The organism is Streptococcus cristatus, from assembly GCF_019685515.1.
Lineage (GTDB): Bacteria > Bacillota > Bacilli > Lactobacillales > Streptococcaceae > Streptococcus.
In genome coordinates this window covers 874,553-889,692 of record NZ_JABFFN010000001.1, presented here as the reverse complement: position 1 = coordinate 889,692, position 15,140 = coordinate 874,553, and the positions used below count along the sequence as shown (strand labels likewise).

Here is a 15,140-nt window from a genome sequence, read left to right as displayed (position 1 = left end):
TAGTTTGTTTCCAATAAGAAAATAAACTAAAAGATGCGAATAAACCGTTTCTGCACTTTATCACAAGTATAACCAACTTTTTCATAAAATGCATGAGCTCCCAGACGATGATCAGCAGAGTTTAAGCGGATAAACTCATAGCCACGTCTTTTTGCTTCTTCCTCCAACCCTTGCAGTAAGCTTTTACCGATACCTTGCCCTTGTACTTGAGGAGAAACTGCTAAGCCTAAGATATTAAATCCTGCTTTGGAATAGAGGGATTCATAGACCTCAGCATGGACATATCCAAGCAAGATATGACTAGCTGCATCCTCATAACCAAGTAGGAAATGATGGGGATCCTGAGATAATTTAGCTAGTTGACTAGCTGTATCCTCTGGACTAAAAGAGTAGCCCAAAGCCTCTTGGTTGATCTCACATATAGCATTCACATCTGTTTCTTGCAAATCTCTTAGCATCTCATTCCTCCTCAAAAGAAATCTCTGGCAACTGTGCAAGAATATCTTCTCGCTTAATCGCCCCCTGGCGTAAGATTTTCACCTTGTCTCCAGACAAATCCAAAATAGTCGAATCCTGTCCAGTTAGAAAAGCATCATCCTCCAGACCCAGAACCTCTTGGTCAAAATCCTCTAGAATTTGAGCAAAGGTCACTCCACTTGCCTGACCTGAAATATTGGCAGACGGTCCAATCAAGGGCCCCGTCTCTCGAATCAAATCCAGTGTAATGGGGTGACTCGGCATCCGAAATCCCACCGTTGCAAGACCAGAATTGACCCAATAGGGAACTTGGTCATTGGCTTCGAGGATAATGGTCAAGGGACCTGGTAAAAAGGCCTCTACAAGCTTTTGTAGATAAGTTGGCTGATTCTTTGAAAAGTGCAAGATATCCTCTAGAGAAGCGACATTAAGATTGAGCGCCTTATCTCTAGGACGACGTTTGAGTTGGTAAACATGGTTGACAGCTTTTTCATCTAAGGCCTTAGCAAAGAGACCATAAACTGTCTCGGTAGGTAAAACGACTGCTCCGCCCTTTTCCAACTCTTGTCTAATCCTGTCCATCATCAACTACAACCATCCTATCTTGACCAAATTGGTCCTTAAGTGTTCGTACACGTTTTCCAGGAAGATATTTCCTAAAAAGCGCAGGAACACTTTGACCTTGCTTATATCCAATTTCAAGGTAAATCTTACCACCATCTGTGAGATAGTCTTTTGCATCTTCCGCAATTCTGCGGTAAATAGCTAGGCCATCCTCATCTGCAAAGAGAGCTAAATGAGGCTCTGAATGCAAAACATTCAAACCGACCTCTGACTCATCTTCACGAGAGATATAGGGTGGATTGGATACAATTATATCATATTTTCCAGAAATTTCTGCAAAACAATCCGATTTTTTAAAAAATATATTAAGATTTTGATTTTTTGCATTGTCCATTGCTAAGTCTAGTGCATCTTGTGAAATATCCACTGCCGTTACAGACCAATCTGGTCTGTTTTTTGCTAATACAAGGGCTATGGCACCACTTCCAGTCCCGATATCTAGAATATTAAGACTTTCCTCAGGATTTTCTGTGAGGATGAGATCCACCAACTCTTCTGTTTCTGGACGAGGAATCAAAACTCGCTCATCCACTTTTAACTGCATTCCAAAGAAATCTGCCTGTCCGATGATATACTGTGCCGGTTTGTGAGCCGCTAACTGCTGGTAAATTTCTTCTACAAATTGTTTTTCTTCTTCTGTTACCTCTTGTTGGAGGGCAAAGACGAAGTCCGTAAAAGAGAGATTTTTTAAGCTACGATAGACAAAAGAGAGGCTTTCTGCTTCCTCTCCTTGTCTTATCAACTCTTCTTCAAAATCTGAAAATAATTGAGCTAATTTCATTATTTGTTTAATTCTTCTAATTTTTGTGTTTGGTCATAAAGAACCAAGGCATCCACAACTTCATCCAATTTACCAGACAAAATGGTATCTAGTTTTTGGAGGGTCAAACCAATACGGTGGTCTGTGACACGGTTTTGTGGAAAGTTATAAGTACGGATACGTTCAGAACGGTCACCAGTACCGATTGTCGACTTACGCTCAGCGTCTTGTTCATCTTGAGCAATCTGAGCAAAATGGTCAGCAACACGCGCACGGATGATTTTCATGGCCTTCTCACGGTTCTTCTGCTGGGTACGTTCTTCCTGCATCTCAACCTTGATATTGGTTGGCAAGTGAACGATACGAACGGCAGTCGCAACCTTATTGACGTTCTGTCCACCAGCACCAGATGCGTGGTAAATGTCCACACGAAGATCTTTTGGATCAATATCGTATTCAACTTCTTCCACTTCAGGCATGACAAGCACTGTCGCTGTCGAAGTGTGTACACGTCCTTGGCTCTCTGTTACAGGGACACGTTGAACACGGTGGGCACCTGATTCGTACTTAAGCTTAGAATATACAGATTGACCAGAAACCATAGCAACCACTTCCTTGAAACCACCGACACCATTCATAGAAGCCTCCATGACTTCAAAGCGCCAGCCTTGGGCTTCCGCATACTTTTGGTACATAGTTAGCAAATCTCCAGCGAAAAGTGCTGCTTCGTCTCCACCAGCTGCTCCACGGATTTCAAGGATGATGTTCTTATCATCGTTTGGATCCTTTGGAAGGAGCAAGATTTTCAATTTTTCTTCATACTCTTCTTTTTCAGCCTTGGCATCTTTGAGCTCTTGCTTGGCCATTTCTTCCAAGTCTGCATCTCCGCCTGATTCTTTAATCATCTCTTCGGCATCAACGATGTTTTGAAGGACTTGTTTGTACTCACGGTAGGCTGTTACTGTGTCACGAGTCGAAGCTTCTTCTTTTGAAAGCTCCATGAAACGCTTGGTGTCAGACACCACATCTGGGTCACTAAGCAATTCTCCTAGTTCTTCATAACGGTCTTCTACAGCTTGTAGTTGATCATAGATGTTCATTTTTCTTCATTCTCCTTATTGATTTCAGGCGCAAAATAATGTTTTCGGCAGACTGAGATATAGGTTTCATTTCCACCGATCTGAATTTGTTCGCCATCATAGACTGGCACACCATCCTGCGTACGCAACACCATGGTCGCCTTTTTCTTACAGTACTGACAGATGGTCTTGATTTCTTCAATCTTGTCTGCTAAGAGCAAGAGGTATTTTGAACCTTCGAATAATTCATTGCGAAAATCATTCTTCAAACCAAAAGCCATGACAGGTATGTCTAACTCATCGACAACACGAGCTAGGTCGTAAACATGGTGACGCTTGAGAAACTGGGCCTCATCAACCAACACACAGTAAGGTTTTTCAGGTAAGTTTCGGATATAGCCGAAGATATCCGTCGTTTTCTCAATCGCAATGGCTGGGCGTTTCATGCCGATTCGACTCGACACATAGCCAACACCGTCACGCGTATCCAGAGCCGAAGTCATAATCACAACTCCCTTTCCTTGCTCCTCGTAGTTATAGGCCACCTTGAGAATCTCAATCGTCTTACCAGAGTTCATGGTCCCATAACGATAATACAACTGTGCCATGCTATTATTTCACGTCCATTTCTAAATTTTTGCTACATTCTAGTATATCATAATTTTCTGAAGCTTTAAACGGCAAAATGTGGTAAAATAGAAGAAATCAAAAACTAGTGGAGGAAGCTATTATGCCATTTGTACGCATCGATTTATTTGAAGGACGCACGCTCGAGCAAAAGAAAGCTCTTGCTAAGGAAGTGACGGAAGCTGTTGTTCGCAACACTGGAGCACCTCAATCAGCCGTTCATGTCATCATCAACGACATGCCAGAAGGAACTTACTTCCCACAAGGGGAAATGCGCACAAAATAAGCTAGCTTAAGCAGAATTGCTTAGGCTTTTTCAATCTCCAAGTAGCATCCATTGAAGAAATAGTTTAAATTTGTTACAATTTGAAGAGATGCTTGGATACATATCCTAAGAAAAGAAATACAAAAGGAATTAGTATGATTACACGTGAATTTGATACCATCGCTGCCATCTCTACTCCACTAGGTGAAGGGGCTATTGGTATTGTCCGTTTGAGCGGAACTGACAGTTTTGCCATTGCGCAAAAGATTTTCAAAGGCAAAGACTTAAGCAAGGTTGCTAGCCACACTCTTAACTACGGTCACATTGTTGATCCTCAAACTGGTGAGGTCATGGACGAGGTTATGGTTGGGGCTATGAAGTCTCCAAAGACCTTCACTCGTGAGGATATTATCGAGATTAACACCCACGGTGGGATTGCGGTGACTAATGAGATTCTCCAACTAGCTATCCGTGAAGGAGCTCGTTTGGCAGAACCTGGAGAATTTACCAAGCGTGCCTTCCTCAATGGTCGTGTCGACTTGACTCAGGCTGAGGCGGTGATGGACATCATCCGGGCCAAGACTGACAAGGCTATGAATATAGCAGTCAAACAACTTGATGGATCCCTATCTGACCTCATTAACAATACTCGTCAGGAAATTCTCAATACCTTGGCCCAAGTAGAGGTCAATATCGACTATCCTGAGTATGACGATGTTGAAGAAGCCACTACTGCAGTCGTTCGTGAGAAAACTATGGAGTTTGAGCAATTGCTAACCAATCTCCTTAGGACAGCTCGTCGCGGTAAGATCCTTCGTGAAGGAATTTCCACTGCCATCATCGGACGCCCCAACGTTGGGAAATCGAGCCTCCTCAACAACCTCCTGCGTGAAGAAAAGGCCATCGTTACAGACATCGCTGGAACCACCCGTGATGTCATCGAAGAGTACGTCAACATCAACGGCGTTCCTCTAAAATTGATTGATACAGCTGGTATCCGTGACACGGATGATATCGTGGAACAAATCGGTGTCGAGCGTTCGAGAAAAGCCCTTAAGGAAGCTGACTTGGTATTACTAGTGCTAAATGCTAGTGAGCCACTAACAGCACAAGACAGACAACTCTTAGAAATCAGTCAGGATACCAACCGCATTATTCTACTTAATAAAACGGATCTTCCTGAAGCGACTGAAACTTCGGAACTACCTGAAGATGTTATCCGTATTTCAGTTCTTAAAAATCAAAATATCGATAAGATCGAAGAGCGTATTAACGACCTCTTCTTTGAAAATGCTGGTTTGGTCGAGCAAGATGCTACTTACCTATCTAATGCCCGTCATATTTCCTTGATTGAAAAAGCAGTTGAAAGCCTACAAGCAGTTAATGAAGGTCTTGAACTAGAGATGCCAGTTGATTTGTTGCAAGTTGACTTGACCCGTACTTGGGAAATTCTCGGAGAAATCACTGGAGATGCCGCACCTGATGAACTCATTACCCAACTCTTTAGCCAATTCTGTTTAGGAAAATAAGAAAAATCCATGATCGTTCGGTCATGGATTTTATTATCTTTATTAGTAATCTGGTCTTAAGACTCCTGTTACGGTTGCCTTAGTCGCTTCATAGTCGCCATCTACGACAACCTTGATAATGCGTTTGGCATCTTCTTCTGGTGCTGGAACTAGAGGTAGACGAGTTGGTCCAGCTTCAAATCCCATATAATTAAGGACTGCCTTAACTGGAGCAGGACTTGGATAAGAGAAGAGGGCGTTAACCTTAGGAATGAATTTACGTTGAATAGCTGCCGCCTTTTTCATATCGCTTTCTGCAATAGCAGTCAACATCTCGTGCATTTCATCTCCGTTTGTATGAGATGCAACAGAAATAACCCCGTCCGCACCAAGGTTCATGGCATGGAAAGCATCTCCGTCCTCACCAGTATAGACCAAGAACTCTTCTGGCTTGTGTTCAATCAAGTAAGCCATATTAGCCAGACTAGTACATTCCTTGACACCAATGATATTTGGATGGTCAGCCAAACGAAGCATGGTTTCTGGAGTCAATTCGACAACTACACGCCCTGGAATGTTATAGATAATAATTGGTAAGTCAGAAGCATCTGCAATTGCCTTAAAGTGCTGGTACATGCCTTCTTGAGAAGGTTTGTTATAGTATGGTACGATCGCAAGACCAGCAGCAAAACCACCAAATTCTGCTACTTCTTTGACAAACTCGATCGAGTCACGCGTATCATTGGTACCTACACCTGCAATCAAAGGAACGCGTCCATTGACAATCTTTTGTACAGCTGCAAAGAGTTCCAACTCTTCATCGTGAGTCAAAGTTGGACTCTCAGCAGTCGTCCCAGCTAGAAGAATTCCATCCGTATGATGGGCCAATAAATGCTCTATAAGGGCTGGGATGGCATCAAAGTTGATGGAACCATCCTCATGGAAAGGGGTAATAAAGGCCGTGATGATTTTACACTCTTTTAAAACTTGATAAGACATGAGAAACACCTCTCTATTTCAAAGAAGGAGTTCATCTGAACTCCTAAACGATATGACTATTTTAATTCAAATTTCAATTCAGCTGTTGGACGAACCAATCCACGTTCGTGAAGCGTTTCTGCAATCTGAACTGAGTTCCAAGCAGCACCTTTGAGAAGATTGTCTGAAACAACCCACATGTGGATTCCTTTTTCTGCATCTAGGTCTTTACGGATACGACCAACAAAAGTATCACGCGAACCCACTGCATTGACGGCTTGAGGATAGATTTGGTGCGCTACGTCATCCTCAAGAACAGCACCTGGAAAGGCTGCGATGGCTGCTTTGACTTCTTCGATTGGTGCCACTTCTTTTGTTTCGATATAAACAGACTCAGAGTGAGCTGACAAGACTGGAATACGTACACAGGTTGCAGATACTGAGATGCTATCATCTTCCATGATTTTCTTAGTTTCCTTAGTCATCTTCATCTCTTCGTAAGTGTAATCATTGTCAGTAAAGACATCGATTTGTGGAAGAGCGTTAAAGGCGATAGGATAGTGTTTCTTGTCACCACCTGAAGGCAAGATTTCCGCATGCAAATCACGTGGGTTTACACCATCATTCAAGACTTCACGAAGTTCCCGTTGTGTTTCAAGAATCGCTCCCATACCAGCACCTGAAACAGCTTGATAAGTTGAAACAATGATACGGTCCAAGCCCCATTTTTGACGAACAGGTTCAAGGGCAACCATCATTTGAATTGTTGAACAGTTGGGGCAGGCAATAATTCCATTGTGGGCATCAAGTGCATGAGCGTTTACTTCTGGAACAACCAATGGTACATCTGGATTTTGACGGAAATAAGATGTGTTATCTACTACTACTGCTCCAGCTTTCACTGCGTATGGTGCATACTTAGCTGATGTAGAACCACCTGCTGAGAAGAGAGCAATGTCAACTCCTTCAAAAGCTGTTTCAGTTGTTTCTTCAATCGTAATATCTTGGTCTTTAAACTTCAAGGTCTTGCCTGCTGAACGTGCAGAAGCAAGGTAACGAATTTTTTCGATAGGAAGTGTTGATTCTTCCAACATTTTTATCATCTGAGCTCCGACAGCACCTGTCGCGCCGACTACAGCAACTGTATATCCCATAAATAACCTCTTTCGGAATTTTCTAAAAATTTCTATAATAGATGTATTATACTACTTTTTACAGAAATTGAAAAGTATTTTTAGACCATATTTTCTGAAAACTAAAAATCCCTAGCCATTCGACCAGGGACTAAGAGGCATCTTCATGTGATGAGCAGGTTCACACAACTCATCAAGGTCCGCTCCTGCGTTATGACCTCCTTATGCTCAATAGTAGTCCGAAGACTACCTATCGACTCATCGCAACTACTATTCTACTAGATAGAGTCACTTTTGTCAACAGACAAAACTCTTTGCTTCATTTATACAAGTGTACAAGAAAAACCTTGGTTTCCCAAGGTTATTTCGTTTCTATCATGCTAATTGCCGGGATTGAACCGGCGACCTCATCCTTACCATGGATGCGCTCTGCCAACTGAGCTAAATCAGCTTACCTAAAAAGTATACTATAGTTCCTAGTTCTTGTCAAGCGCTCTCTTTTAATTTATGGAATGAAAAAAGCTAGATTTATCAAGAATCTAGCTTATAAACTTCTTATCTCGTTAGATCGATTCGACGTCCCAGTTTACCAATCAAAATCGCACCTACGAGCAGCGAAGCAAACTCTCCAATTCCAGTAGAGAACCATGTGAAGAAGAACGGAGCTTCTGCAACAATATAGAGTTCTGCTGCAATGGTAATCATTGAAATGGAGAAGAGGATTGAAAAGAAGAAATGATCTTTTCGAATCAAACCATTAAACAGATAGTCTTTCTTGAACTTGCTAAAGAGCCATACACCTAGGCTTAGGAAAACTAGGGTAGAGCCCCCGCCGACAAAGACATCTATTGGACCAAAGCTAAAGAAATTTGCAATCATACAACCAATCGTCACACCGATGATGTATTTTGGATTGTAAAAGGCTAAAAAATTCATCATCTCTGAAATACGGAACTGGTAGGCGCCGTAGCTAATGGCATTCAGCGGTGGGGTGATGGTCAAAACCACATAAATAGCAGCGACAATAGCGATATCTGCCATATCACGAACAGTTAATTTTTTCATGTTTTCTCCTTTAGCGGTTTCCCGCGTAAAATATGCTTGGTGAAAGAAGTTAAGCACCAAGGGTTGAGATTATCAACCTTACCAGTATAGCACAATATATGACATTATGCTATACTAAAACCATGAAAAGAATAATAAAGGCATTCTTCGATAACGAAATCCTCTCCTACCTATTTTTCGGTGCTGCTACTACTCTGGTTTCTATTTTATCGCGTTTGGTTATTTACCACATCAGCCACCAGGAAATTCTGGCAACCGTACTCGCAAATCTTATCGGGATTCTCTTTGCCTTTCTCACAAATGATACAATAGTCTTTAAACAAGAGAGAAGAAATTGGCCAACTCGGCTGGCTAAGTTTTTCTTAGCTCGTCTCTCTACACTTGGACTTGACGTTCTTTTAACTTATATCTTCGTTACAACCTTTCCTAATGTTATTGGTCAGTTTGTTGAATATAATATAGATAGGGTTAATACGGTTGAAACCATCCTAGCACAAATCTTGATTATTCTGCTTAATTATATTTTCAGTAAAATCTATATTTTTAAAAGGAGCAACTGACTTCCTTAAGCATCCAGGTTGCCTTTTGTCACTATTTAGGATATAATAAGTTAAAAATTAGGAAAGGAATTTATGAAAATGTTAAAGGATCTTAAAGAATTCTTGCTTCGTGGTAATGTCGTTGACCTTGCTGTCGGTGTAATCATCGCCTCTGCTTTTGGTGCTATCGTGACTTCACTCGTTAACGATATCATCACTCCACTTATCTTGAACCCAGCTTTGAAAGCTGCGAACGTTGAACGTATCGCTGAACTTTCATGGAATGGTGTTGGTTACGGTAGCTTCTTGAGCGCTGTTATCAACTTCCTTGTTGTGGGTACAGTTCTCTTCTTCGTTATCAAAGGTATTGAAAAAGCTCAAAACCTTCGTAAGAAAGAGGAAGTGGTTGAGGAAGCACCTGCTACTCCAACTGAACTTGAAGTTCTTCAAGAAATCAAAGCCCTTCTTGAGAAAAAATAAGACAGATAAAGGATTTAGCTTGAAGCTAAATCCTTTTCTCTTTACTCTTTTGGTAACTTCCCAGCCTTTTCGAGCATTTTCTTGATCAAATAAGGCATCTTTACATTTTCACGGCCTTTTTTCTCAATGAGTTTTTTGACAAATTCTGGCATCTGAAGGTCGTCTGTCTCTTTCATGATGTCCTTGGTAGTTGCCGAAGGCGTTAACTCATCAAAGGTTTCTTCTTCTGGGAGAAAAGCTTTAAATTCTTTGTCTTCATTGACTCTTACAGTAGCAACTAAAGCGTCAATTAAACGGCTATCCGTATTGGGCATCGGTGGACGATGGTAAGTGACACCTAATTCTTGACACAAATCATAACATTCCACATCATTATCGAACAAGACTTCGATGTGCTCACTGATAAAACTTATCGGGATAAAAATATAATGTTCTGGATGTTGCTTTTGTTCTCGTAAATATTCTAAGACATCTGGCTTGATCCAAGGGATTCCAATATCACTTTCGCTCTGCCAAGTATTGGTATACTGGTCTGTCATTAGGCCGAGTTGTTCAGCAATGAGCCTGCTATTATCGAAAATCTGATCAATATATGGATCTCCAAAGTCCAAGGCAAAAATGGGGACGCTATGGGCTGAAAAGATTACCTTGAAGGATTCTTCTCCCACATGGTTTCGTAAAATTTTTCTAATCTCATCTGTCCAGAAGTCCAGCAAAGGCTGTTGTTGATACCAGTCCTTAATAACTAAAAATCGGATCTGCTGGCTTTCCAGAAACTTTTCATACCCCATGACTGAGTAAAAAGAATAATGAGGTTCCAAAATCAAGCAGATACATTCTTCAACACCATCAGTTTCCATCTGCTTGATCACGTCTGGAATAAAGGGACGAGAAAATTTGTTGGCAAAGTAGATACCGTACTCCTCCCCTAAACGTTCTTTGAGTAAATTGACCTCCTCACGTGTAATCCGCTGCAAAGGCGTCCCACCAATACGAACATAATTGTCATAGAGGGTCTGAATCTCGTGATCCTTGGGTCTGATTCCACGACGAATATTGGTAAAAAAATCCGCCACACTCTCAAAGGTAATCTCTTCTGGCGAACCGAATGTCATCATTAAAATTGCTTTTTTCATTGATATGTCCTTGTGATGTTTTTTTCAATTACCATTCTACTATGAAATATATCATAAATAAACGCTTTCATTCATTTTATTTTTATTTACTTCTCTTTGTCTTTCTCTCCATTCTATGATACAATGAAAAAAAATGATAATAAAGGAGTTTTTATGACTTATCCGAACCTTTTAGATCGTTTCTTGACCTACGTTAAGGTCAATACGCGTTCTGATGAACACTCTACTACTACTCCAAGTACGCAAAGCCAGGTAGATTTTGCGACCACTGTTCTTATTCCTGAGATGAAACGTGTCGGTCTGCAAAATGTTTACTACCTCCCAAATGGTTTTGCTATTGGTACCTTACCAGCTAATGATCCCAGCCTGACACGCAAGATTGGCTTCATCTCCCACATGGACACTGCTGACTTTAATGCTGAGGGAGTTAATCCGCAAGTCATCGAAAACTACGATGGTAGAGTTATCGACTTGGGTGATTCTGGTTTCAAACTGGATCCAGCTGACTTTAAGAGTCTTGAGAAATATCCAGGTCAAACGCTTATCACAACAGATGGTACGACCTTGCTAGGTGCTGATGACAAGTCAGGGATTGCTGAGATTATGACTGCTATCGAATATTTGACAGCTCATCCCGAAATCAAACACTGTGAGATTCGAGTTGGTTTTGGTCCAGATGAAGAAATTGGCGTTGGAGCTAACAAGTTTGATGCAGAAGATTTTGACGTTGACTTTGCCTATACTGTTGATGGTGGTCCGCTAGGAGAACTTCAGTACGAGACTTTCTCAGCAGCTGCTGCTGAGCTTCATTTCCAAGGACGCAATGTCCATCCTGGTACTGCTAAAGGTCAGATGGTCAATGCACTTCAGCTAGCAATTGATTTTCATAATCAACTTCCAGAGAATGACCGACCTGAACTGACAGATGGTTACCAAGGTTTCTATCATCTTATGGATGTGTCAGGTAGTGTTGAGGAGGCGCGTGCAAGCTACATCATTCGAGATTTTGAAAAGGATGCCTTTGAAGCACGTAAAGTAGCTATGCAAGCCATCGCCGACAAGATGAATCAAGAGCTTGGGAATAACCGCGTTACACTCACTCTCACTGATCAGTACTACAATATGAAAGAAGTCATCGAGAAAGACATGACGCCCGTTACCATTGCCAAAGCCGTTATGGAAGATCTAGGAATCACACCAATCATTGAACCGATTCGTGGTGGAACAGATGGCTCTAAGATTTCCTTTATGGGTATTCCAACCCCAAATATCTTTGCAGGTGGTGAAAACATGCACGGCCGTTTTGAATACGTCAGCCTTCAGACTATGGAGCGTGCGGTGGATACCATCATTGGCATTGTATCTTATAAAGACTAAAAAGACGAGGTAGCTTAGCTACTTCGCTTTTCTTTTTATTCGTTTGGTTGAGCACTTGGCTCAGACTCACTTTGCGCTTGCTTTTCTGTTGGTTGAGAAGAAGCTGTTTCACTGTCTTTCTCAGACTTAGATTGGCTATCAGTTTTACTTGCTTTTGAACGGAGTTCCTGGTTCAAGCTAATGATTTCTTTAGCTAGAGTGAGGAGACCTTCTTTATCACTGCTTTTGGCTGCAAGTTGATCAAATAGGGCATCAACACGTTCAAAGTCAGCATCAGATCCTTTGTTATCCTCTAAGTACTTGTGAAGAGAGAGCAAGACATTATAGAGTTTTTGGTAAATAATCACCGTTTGTGGATCCTGTTCTGCTTCTTTTTTCTCTCGTTGGATAGTCGCTGCAATACGATTTAAAAGATCCTCAAGTTGTGTTTTAGCTTCGTCAAGGTCTGCATTTTCCTTTTCAGTAGCCGCTTTGATATTAGCTGCTTCTTCAGCTAGGGATTGTTTGACACCATCTTCCTTGACACGCGCTAGGAGTTGGGTAGCTTTAGTTAGGAGAGCATCCACTTCTTCCTTCTTAACATGGCTAACCCGCTCTTCTGACATAAAATCACCGTAGAGTTCTTTTAGGAATTCATAGATGGCTGTCTTAGCGGTTTGACTATCTACTTTTTCCGTATCTAGAATAGTCTTACCAGCTTTTGTAGAAACGGGTTCTTCTTTGAGAGCTTCTTCTACTTCTAGCTTAGTTTGGTAAATAGTTGGGAATAACTTGTTCAAGTCGGTCGCTTTGAGGAAAGATTGTGACTGGTAAAGTTCCCATGTCAACTTGGCAACACGGTTCCGAAGTTCTTCTCTGAGTCGACCATCAGATACATGTTCGTAGAAGTACTTGATGTACTCTACTGTTGTGACTCCTGTCCGATCGCGGAAATCTTGCAAAGCTTGAAGTTTCGCTTCAATCGCAGCCAACTCTGTCTCATCCTGTGCTAGTTTTGCTTCCTGCAAATGTACCAAAAGATCTTTCTTAGACAAGCCATAAGCGTCCGTATCCAGTGTATTGATCTTATCTACAAGGGCTTGGTACTTCTTATCTAAAGGTGAAGTTTCAACCGGTGCCACACTTTGATCCACATGGATATACTGTTTATCAAAGAGATCCAAGGCTGCTAGATATCCAGCAGTTGAGTTGGTCGCTAGTTTTTTCATGTTCTCGGTAAATTGACCCAAAGCAAGTTCTACCCGTCTCTGCATGATAGGTTGGTCTTTGTAGAGACTTCTACTATCTGCTAACAGTTGATCAACTTTAGAAAGAACAGTTTGCTCGTCAAAAGCTCCAGGCTGATAGCTTGATTGTAGGGTAGGAATCTTGTTCTTTAAAGCAACCTCATAGCCCTTGGTCTGAACCTTAATGTAGTGATTGTGATCACCATGTGGAATGACAAAACTACCACTTTCTACCTGTAAACTATAAGGAGACACCCCATCACGTAGGGCAGTCGTATAAAGTTCATTTAGGAAATCCAGTTCTGGATTCCCAGTTTGGAGAGGAATACGAACATGTTCTTTTCGTACTGCATAGGGATGGATATGGGTTGGATCATAGGCTTGATCCGGATTTCCAAAGACAAAGAATCCATTTGAAATACGAATTGCTTCAAGCGGAACCCCGTAGGTCTGTGAGATATACTTGATTTTTTCTTCATCGCTAGCATCTCTTGAGAAACTTTCCACAGTCTTTGCAAGTGGTTGAACGTACTGAGGCTGATGATTTTCTTTCAAGTGATCTTGGGCAGCTTTGATTTGGGCTGCAGTCAAGTCTTTCTTAAAGAAATAATGAGCGTGATCTCCATGAGAAACTACAAACCCTTGCTCATCCTCACTAATAACACGGTCAGCTGCAAAACCATGGTCATGTTCTTCGCCGTGATGGTTGTCATGCTCCTCCCCATAATGGTCATGATCTTCATGGTTGGTATCCTGACTTCCATGGTCACCGTCTTGGTCATGAGAATGATTTGGTTGAGCTGGGTGTTCTGCTGGTTTGCCTGAATTTTCCAAAGGTGTTGGCTTCCCACTGTCGCTAGATAAAGGAATCATACGTGCAATTTTTTCTTCCAAGGCAGAAAGCTTTGTATATGGGATGAAATGATAGTGATTTCCGTGAGGAATCGCCACTCCACTCGGTGTTCTGCTTGAAATCTTAGCAGGATCAAAAATCAAGCCATCTGATTCAGCATAACGTTGATTACTTGGAAGAGCATAGAGCTGTTGTAATAGACTCTGTAAGCTCTCTTCTGGATTGATTGGTCTTTCAGCTTCTTGACTAAGATTGCGAGTTTGACTAGTTGCGTTTGGACTCGGACGATAGTCAGTCACACTTGCTTGTTTTCTAGTTCCAGAGAGGTAGGCTTGGGCAGCAGCTAATTCGCTAGCAGACAAAGAACTCTTAGGAATGTAGTGGTAATGTCCACCATGAGGGACAATATAAGCATCACCAGTATCCTCTATAATATCAGATGGATTAAAGATGTACCCATCATCGGTGGTATAGCGACCTTGAGATTGAGCAAGCGCCACTGCACTGTTAGAAGTTGGTGCATCATGAGTATGACCTTGTTTTTGGCGCTCAATTTCGTCCTTCGTACGAATATTATCAGCATGAGCTGCATCTTTAAGGTAGACATAATACTTGCCATCCACCTTGATAATATAGCCACCTTTAATTTCGTTGACAATATCAGCGTCTTTCAGTTGATAATTGGCATCTTTCATCAAAAGCTCTTCGCTGAAAATCGCGTCAAAAGGAACTTTCCCATTGTAATAATGGAAATGATCACCGTGTGAAGTCACATAACCTTGATCGGTGATTTTCACGACAATTTGCTCAGCCTGAATATCTTCTTTTTTGCTAACTTGATCTGGTGTCTGATTCTCTGTTTTTTGAGAGTCTTGTTTTCCATCGACATAAGACACACGATTTTTATCTTTGTTTCCTTCTACCTGGTGTTGATTTAATGCATAGATACAAAGACTTAAGGAAAGGACTAGAGCCGATCCTGCTGCAAGATATTTTTTCTTAATTTTCATAAT

The 15,140-nt window shown here is 41.5% G+C and carries 15 protein-coding genes, 1 tRNA gene and 1 riboswitch; of the genes, 5 read left to right on the top strand and 11 right to left on the bottom strand.

Annotation, left to right across the window (positions count from 1 at the left end; genetic code table 11):
• Window positions 1-26 precede the first annotated feature (26 nt).
• From FOA33_RS04330 to FOA33_RS04310, 5 genes are read right to left on the bottom strand one after another with little or no spacing between them, the layout of a single operon-like run.
• Entirely contained in the window at window positions 27-458 is a 432-nt protein-coding gene (locus FOA33_RS04330; protein WP_221160758.1) for a GNAT family N-acetyltransferase, read from the bottom strand.
• A 1-nt stretch (window position 459) separates the two neighbouring features.
• The gene (locus FOA33_RS04325; protein WP_221160757.1) at window positions 460-1,062 is read right to left on the bottom strand and encodes an L-threonylcarbamoyladenylate synthase; all 603 of its coding nucleotides are present in this window, start codon (window positions 1,060-1,062) and stop codon (window positions 460-462) included.
• Complete coding sequence (gene prmC / locus FOA33_RS04320; RefSeq protein WP_221160756.1) at window positions 1,046-1,882, bottom strand: peptide chain release factor N(5)-glutamine methyltransferase; 837 nt, start codon at window positions 1,880-1,882, stop codon at window positions 1,046-1,048. Before prmC ends, FOA33_RS04325 begins: the two co-directional genes overlap by 17 nt.
• Window positions 1,882-2,961, bottom strand: a complete 1,080-nt coding sequence (gene prfA / locus FOA33_RS04315; protein ID WP_001028815.1) for a peptide chain release factor 1 — start codon at window positions 2,959-2,961, stop codon at window positions 1,882-1,884. The genes prmC and prfA overlap by 1 nt, the downstream gene beginning before the upstream one ends.
• Complete coding sequence (locus tag FOA33_RS04310; RefSeq protein ID WP_221160755.1) at window positions 2,958-3,548, bottom strand: thymidine kinase; 591 nt, start codon at window positions 3,546-3,548, stop codon at window positions 2,958-2,960. The genes prfA and FOA33_RS04310 overlap by 4 nt, the downstream gene beginning before the upstream one ends.
• Window positions 3,549-3,670: 122 nt before the next feature.
• Between FOA33_RS04310 and FOA33_RS04305 the strand changes: the two genes are divergently transcribed.
• Complete coding sequence (locus FOA33_RS04305; RefSeq protein ID WP_001117401.1) at window positions 3,671-3,853, top strand: 4-oxalocrotonate tautomerase; 183 nt, start codon at window positions 3,671-3,673, stop codon at window positions 3,851-3,853.
• 134 nt (window positions 3,854-3,987) lie between these two features.
• Window positions 3,988-5,361 (top strand): tRNA uridine-5-carboxymethylaminomethyl(34) synthesis GTPase MnmE, encoded by a 1,374-nt coding sequence (gene mnmE / locus FOA33_RS04300; RefSeq protein ID WP_221160754.1) that lies wholly within the window; start codon window positions 3,988-3,990, stop codon window positions 5,359-5,361.
• A gap of 42 nt (window positions 5,362-5,403) precedes the next feature.
• Here the strand turns inward: mnmE and dapA are convergent, their stop codons facing one another.
• The 4 genes from dapA to FOA33_RS04280 form a co-directional block, all read right to left on the bottom strand.
• The gene (dapA, locus tag FOA33_RS04295) at window positions 5,404-6,339 is read right to left on the bottom strand and encodes a 4-hydroxy-tetrahydrodipicolinate synthase (protein WP_221160753.1); all 936 of its coding nucleotides are present in this window, start codon (window positions 6,337-6,339) and stop codon (window positions 5,404-5,406) included.
• A gap of 56 nt (window positions 6,340-6,395) precedes the next feature.
• Window positions 6,396-7,472 (bottom strand): aspartate-semialdehyde dehydrogenase, encoded by a 1,077-nt coding sequence (locus FOA33_RS04290; protein WP_221160752.1) that lies wholly within the window; start codon window positions 7,470-7,472, stop codon window positions 6,396-6,398.
• Window positions 7,473-7,829: 357 nt separating this feature from the next.
• Window positions 7,830-7,902: transfer RNA gene (locus FOA33_RS04285), tRNA-Thr, on the bottom strand.
• Between the two features lie 104 nt (window positions 7,903-8,006).
• The gene (locus tag FOA33_RS04280) at window positions 8,007-8,516 is read right to left on the bottom strand and encodes a QueT transporter family protein (RefSeq protein ID WP_221160751.1); all 510 of its coding nucleotides are present in this window, start codon (window positions 8,514-8,516) and stop codon (window positions 8,007-8,009) included.
• A riboswitch (PreQ1 riboswitch) is annotated at window positions 8,514-8,610 on the bottom strand. It overlaps the preceding gene by 3 nt.
• A gap of 28 nt (window positions 8,611-8,638) precedes the next feature.
• Between FOA33_RS04280 and FOA33_RS04275 the strand changes: the two genes are divergently transcribed.
• Together FOA33_RS04275 and mscL are read left to right on the top strand one after the other, a co-directional pair.
• On the top strand, window positions 8,639-9,076 hold the full coding sequence (locus tag FOA33_RS04275; RefSeq protein ID WP_221161282.1) for a GtrA family protein: 438 nt from the start codon (window positions 8,639-8,641) through the stop codon (window positions 9,074-9,076).
• Window positions 9,077-9,154: 78 nt separating this feature from the next.
• A complete protein-coding gene (gene mscL, locus FOA33_RS04270; RefSeq protein WP_311043419.1) occupies window positions 9,155-9,535 on the top strand; it encodes a large conductance mechanosensitive channel protein MscL in 381 nt (126 codons plus the stop codon).
• 41 nt (window positions 9,536-9,576) lie between these two features.
• Here mscL and hemH read toward each other — a convergent pair whose 3' ends face one another.
• On the bottom strand, window positions 9,577-10,671 hold the full coding sequence (gene hemH, locus FOA33_RS04265) for a ferrochelatase (protein WP_221160749.1): 1,095 nt from the start codon (window positions 10,669-10,671) through the stop codon (window positions 9,577-9,579).
• A gap of 153 nt (window positions 10,672-10,824) precedes the next feature.
• Here hemH and pepT point away from each other — a divergent pair, with 153 nt between their 5' ends.
• Complete coding sequence (gene pepT / locus FOA33_RS04260; RefSeq protein ID WP_221160748.1) at window positions 10,825-12,048, top strand: peptidase T; 1,224 nt, start codon at window positions 10,825-10,827, stop codon at window positions 12,046-12,048.
• Window positions 12,049-12,083: 35 nt separating this feature from the next.
• On the opposite strand, the gene FOA33_RS04255 is transcribed toward pepT, so the two are convergent.
• Window positions 12,084-15,137 carry a pneumococcal-type histidine triad protein gene (locus FOA33_RS04255; RefSeq protein WP_221160747.1) on the bottom strand — a complete coding sequence of 1,018 codons (3,054 nt, stop codon included), beginning with the start codon at window positions 15,135-15,137 and terminating at the stop codon, window positions 12,084-12,086.
• Between the last annotated feature and the right edge of the window lie 3 nt (window positions 15,138-15,140).

What these genes read in the sequence shown, in the direction of transcription:
- FOA33_RS04305 (WP_001117401.1), top strand. Translation starts at nt 3,671, where the DNA reads ATGCCATTTGTACGCATCGATTTATTTGAAGGACGCACGCTCGAGCAA.
- pepT (WP_221160748.1), top strand. Translation starts at nt 10,825, where the DNA reads ATGACTTATCCGAACCTTTTAGATCGTTTCTTGACCTACGTTAAGGTC.
- FOA33_RS04255 (WP_221160747.1), bottom strand. Translation starts at nt 15,137, where the DNA reads ATGAAAATTAAGAAAAAATATCTTGCAGCAGGATCGGCTCTAGTCCTT.
- FOA33_RS04325 (WP_221160757.1), bottom strand. Translation starts at nt 1,062, where the DNA reads ATGATGGACAGGATTAGACAAGAGTTGGAAAAGGGCGGAGCAGTCGTT.
- FOA33_RS04280 (WP_221160751.1), bottom strand. Translation starts at nt 8,516, where the DNA reads ATGAAAAAATTAACTGTTCGTGATATGGCAGATATCGCTATTGTCGCT.
- dapA (WP_221160753.1), bottom strand. Translation starts at nt 6,339, where the DNA reads ATGTCTTATCAAGTTTTAAAAGAGTGTAAAATCATCACGGCCTTTATT.
- mscL (WP_311043419.1), top strand. Translation starts at nt 9,155, where the DNA reads ATGTTAAAGGATCTTAAAGAATTCTTGCTTCGTGGTAATGTCGTTGAC.
- FOA33_RS04290 (WP_221160752.1), bottom strand. Translation starts at nt 7,472, where the DNA reads ATGGGATATACAGTTGCTGTAGTCGGCGCGACAGGTGCTGTCGGAGCT.
- FOA33_RS04275 (WP_221161282.1), top strand. Translation starts at nt 8,639, where the DNA reads ATGAAAAGAATAATAAAGGCATTCTTCGATAACGAAATCCTCTCCTAC.
- prmC (WP_221160756.1), bottom strand. Translation starts at nt 1,882, where the DNA reads ATGAAATTAGCTCAATTATTTTCAGATTTTGAAGAAGAGTTGATAAGA.
- prfA (WP_001028815.1), bottom strand. Translation starts at nt 2,961, where the DNA reads ATGAACATCTATGATCAACTACAAGCTGTAGAAGACCGTTATGAAGAA.
- FOA33_RS04310 (WP_221160755.1), bottom strand. Translation starts at nt 3,548, where the DNA reads ATGGCACAGTTGTATTATCGTTATGGGACCATGAACTCTGGTAAGACG.
- mnmE (WP_221160754.1), top strand. Translation starts at nt 3,988, where the DNA reads ATGATTACACGTGAATTTGATACCATCGCTGCCATCTCTACTCCACTA.
- hemH (WP_221160749.1), bottom strand. Translation starts at nt 10,671, where the DNA reads ATGAAAAAAGCAATTTTAATGATGACATTCGGTTCGCCAGAAGAGATT.
- FOA33_RS04330 (WP_221160758.1), bottom strand. Translation starts at nt 458, where the DNA reads ATGCTAAGAGATTTGCAAGAAACAGATGTGAATGCTATATGTGAGATC.